A 4,140-nucleotide genomic window follows, 5' to 3' on the forward strand; every position below is an offset into this window, starting at 1 on the left:
TATCTTGATGCGCCAATTGCTACGATTTCTGGCAAAGATGTTCCGATGCCTTATGCCGCTAATCTTGAGAAGTTGGCTTTGCCTAATACTGCTGAAATTATTGAGGCCGTTAAGGCTGTGACATACAGAGCATAACGGAGGAAAGCATAATGCCCATTAAAATTACAATGCCAGCGCTTTCCCCTACGATGGAAGAGGGAAATTTAACAAAATGGAATATTAAGGAGGGAGATAAGGTTTCCTCTGGTGATGTTATTGCTGAGATTGAGACGGATAAAGCGACGATGGAAGTCGAAGCTGTTGATGAAGGTAGGGTTGCTAAAATTGTTGTTCCTGCTGGAACACAAGGCGTTAAAGTAAATGCTTTAATTGTTGTTTTAGCAGAAGAAGGTGAAGATTTAGCTGAAGCTGCAAAAGTTACAGAAGAAATCTCTTCTTCTACAAGACAAAAACTAGAGGGTATCAAACAGACAGATTCTCTGAAACAGACGGACTCAAAGGGAATAAAAATGTCTCATGAATCATCAACTGGGCAATTAATACAGCAAGATAAAAAGGGAGCTCGTCTTTTTGCTTCTCCCTTAGCGCGGCGATTAGCATCTCAGGCAGGTCTTGATTTATCCCTTATTTCTGGGAGTGGGCCGCATGGGCGTATTATTAAGCGTGATGTAGAAAAAGTTATGAGCGGTGATATTTCTAAGATTTCTTATTCGTCACAGACAGGAGAGCCAGTAGCCGCAGGTGCTTCTGAGAAACAGATATTGAAACTCTTCAAAGAGGATGAATATGTCTTCACACCCCATAATAATATGCGTAAAACAATCGCGACACGTTTGGTGGAATCAAAACAGAAAGTCCCACATTTTTATGTAACGGTAGATTGTGAACTTGATGCGCTATTAGCGCTGCGTACACAATTGAATGTTGCTGCACCAATGGTTAAGATGCAGGAAGAAGCTAAGCCTACTTATAAGATTTCTGTTAATGATATGGTGATCAAAGCTGTTGCACTTTCTTTGAAAGCGGTTCCTGATGCGAATGTCTCTTGGCTTGAAGGTGGAATGCTTCATCATAAACATTGTGATGTTGGGGTTGCTGTTTCTATTCCCAATGGATTAATTACGCCGATTATTCGCCATGCAGAGGAAAAGCCGTTATCGCTTATTTCCAAAGAGATGAAGGATTTTGCAAAGCGTGCGCGTGAGGGCAAGTTAAAAATGGAAGAATATCAGGGTGGAACAACAGCTGTATCCAATATGGGGATGTATGGTGTGAAAAGTTTTTCTGCTATTCTTAATCCACCGCATGCGACAATTTTTGCGATTGGTGCAGGGGAGCAACGTGCTGTTGTTAAAAATGGTGCTTTAGCCATTGCGACAGTTATGTCAGTTACAATTTCTGCGGATCATCGTGCTGTCGATGGTGCTTTAGCAGCAGAGCTCGCGCGGACTTTTAAGAAGATGATTGAAAATCCATTAGCAATGTTGGTTTGAACTGTTTAACAGTTCTTCACGTAAATTGTGAGAGAGTGTATTTAAGAGAATAAAAACAAATTTAAAGAGTTTGAAGAGCAGAGGTATTGCTGTTTCTAGTTTGGGTAAAGCATTTATAGAAAGCTTAGAGTATAAAGACATAAGATAATTCTGTTATGTTCATTTTTAAGTTCAAAAAATGCATATCCATTTTATATATATCCATGGAGGAATTACTGTGGCAAATCTTTATGATGTAATTGTGATTGGATCAGGTCCAGGCGGATATGTAACCGCAATTCGTGCAGCGCAATGTGGCTTTAAGACTGCGATTGTTGAACGTGAACATTTGGGAGGGATTTGTTTAAATTGGGGATGTATTCCAACAAAGGCTCTTTTACGTTCAGCGGAAATGAAACATTTTGCTGAACATGCAAAAGATTATGGACTAAAAATTAATGGTTCAATTGAGGCAAACATCAAAAATGTTGTGGCACGTTCACGCGGTGTTTCAGCACGTTTAAATGCTGGTGTTGCTTTTTTAATGAAAAAAAATAAAATTGATATTATCTGGGGTGAAGCAAAGCTTACTAAAGAAGCAAAGGGAAGCCAGCTTGCGGAAATTATGGTTTCTTCATCCTCCAAACCGGTTATGCAACCACAAAATCCAGTCCCTAAAGGGACCTTGGGAGAGGGAACTTACCAAGCAAAGCATATCATTATTGCAACGGGTGCACGTCCTCGTGTCCTTCCTGGTATTGAGCCAGATGGAAATCTCATTTGGACTTATTTTGAAGCTATGATACCGCCAGAAATGCCAAAATCGCTTTTGGTCATAGGGTCTGGGGCTATAGGCATTGAATTTGCCTCTTTTTATCATGATATGGGAGCGACAGTCACTGTTGTTGAAATAATGCCCCACATCATGCCTGCTGAAGATATTGAAATTTCAACATTTGCTTGTAAACAATTAGAGAAAAAAGGTTTACGTGTTCTTCGTCAAGCAAAAGTAACAAGGGTTGAAAAATCTTCCGATTCTGTAACTGTACATATTGATATTCAAGGTAAAAAAGAGACAATGACTGTTGATCGGTTGATTTCTGCTGTTGGGGTGCAGGGTAATATTGAGAATCTTGGATTAGAAGCTTTGGGAATAAAAACCGATCGTGGGTGTATTGTAACTGATGAATGGAGTTGGACAGGAGTTTCGGGTATTTATGCTATCGGTGATGTGGCTGGTCCTCCTATGTTAGCCCATAAAGCAGAAGAAGAAGGCGTAATATGTATTGAACATCTTGCTGGTTTAAAGAATGTTCATCCGCTTGATAAGAAAAAAATTCCAGGATGCACCTATTGCACACCGCAAGTTGCTTCTGTAGGGCTTTCAGAAGCGACAGCAAAAGAAGCAGGGTATGATATACGTATTGGTCGTTATTCTTTTTCCGCGAATGGCAAAGCGATTGCTCTGGGTGAAGATCAAGGGTTAGTAAAAACAATTTTTGATAAAAAAACAGGACAGCTTCTTGGGGCCCATATGGTAGGAGCTGAGGTAACAGAACTAATACAGGGTTTTGTCATTGCCATGAATCTTGAAACAACAGAGGAAGAATTAATGCATACTGTTTTTCCACATCCGACTTTATCGGAAATGATGAAAGAAAGTGTATTGGATGCATATGATCAAGTTTTAAACGCTTGATGATTAGATTGTATGAAAGATCTTAAATTTTTCATTGCTCCTTCGTATTTATAAGGCAAAGGCTTAAATGGTTACGGTTGTTGATAGAGTTACGAATAGACGTTTGCGCCATCCTGAAAAGGCGCATCGTCCGGATACAAGCGTTCAAAAAAAGCCGGATTGGATTCGTGTAAAAGCGCCAACATCACCAATTTATAAGGAAACACATGGTATTGTACGTACGCATAAGTTAGTGACTGTATGTGAAGAAGCTGGTTGTCCTAATATTGGCGAATGTTGGAGCCAGAGGCATGCTAGCTTTATGATTTTAGGTGAAATATGTACGCGTGCTTGTGCTTTTTGTAACGTTGCAACAGGTATTCCACTTGCCGTTGATCATAATGAGCCAGAACGTGTCGCTGATGCTGTTGCACAGATGGCACTAAAACATGTTGTCATTACATCTGTTGATCGTGATGATCTTGCTGATGGTGGTGCTGAGCATTTTGCAAAAGTTATTTATGCGATTCGTCAAAAAACTCCTAAAACAACAATTGAAGTTCTTACACCTGATTTTCGTCATAAGGATGGCGCTTTAGAAGTTGTTGTTGCTGCTAAGCCTGATGTTTTTAATCATAACTTAGAAACAGTTCCTTCTAAATATTTGAAGGTCCGTCCAGGGGCACGTTATTTTCATTCAATTCGTTTATTACAACGTGTTAAAGAACTTGATCCAACAATTTTTACAAAATCGGGAATTATGGTTGGCCTTGGGGAGGAGCGAAATGAAGTTTTGCAATTGATGGATGATTTGCGCGCTGCTGATGTTGACTTTATGACAATTGGACAATATTTGCAGCCTACACGAAAACATCATCCAGTTGTTCGTTTTGTGCCTCCTGAAGAATTTGAGTCTTTTGCCAAGATTGGTAAAGTAAAAGGATTTTTACATATGGCCTCCAATCCTCTAACGCGTTCATCTCATCATGC

3 protein-coding genes are annotated in these 4,140 nt (G+C 39.8%); all 3 read left to right on the plus strand.

Translation table 11 applies throughout. The annotated features are described in order from the left end of the window. The first annotated feature begins 149 nt into the window (after window positions 1–149). Window positions 150–1,493: a pyruvate dehydrogenase complex dihydrolipoamide acetyltransferase gene (locus tag ACFIO3_RS09515; protein WP_375606249.1), complete on the plus strand. Its 1,344-nt coding sequence runs from the start codon at window positions 150–152 to the stop codon at window positions 1,491–1,493. 217 nt (window positions 1,494–1,710) lie between these two features. Continuing rightward, window positions 1,711–3,171, plus strand: coding sequence for a dihydrolipoyl dehydrogenase (gene lpdA, locus ACFIO3_RS09520; protein WP_375614378.1), 1,461 nt, complete (start codon window positions 1,711–1,713; stop codon window positions 3,169–3,171). A 67-nt stretch (window positions 3,172–3,238) separates the two neighbouring features. Beyond that, on the plus strand, window positions 3,239–4,140 hold a 902-nt coding region (lipA, locus tag ACFIO3_RS09525; protein ID WP_375704366.1), incomplete at its 3' end, for a lipoyl synthase.

The sequence above is a fragment of the Bartonella sp. AD328YNZD genome (assembly GCF_042196425.1).

Excerpts from the sequence above, each read along its gene's own strand:
- ACFIO3_RS09515 (WP_375606249.1), top strand. The coding sequence starts at position 150 with ATGCCCATTAAAATTACAATGCCAGCGCTTTCCCCTACGATGGAAGAG.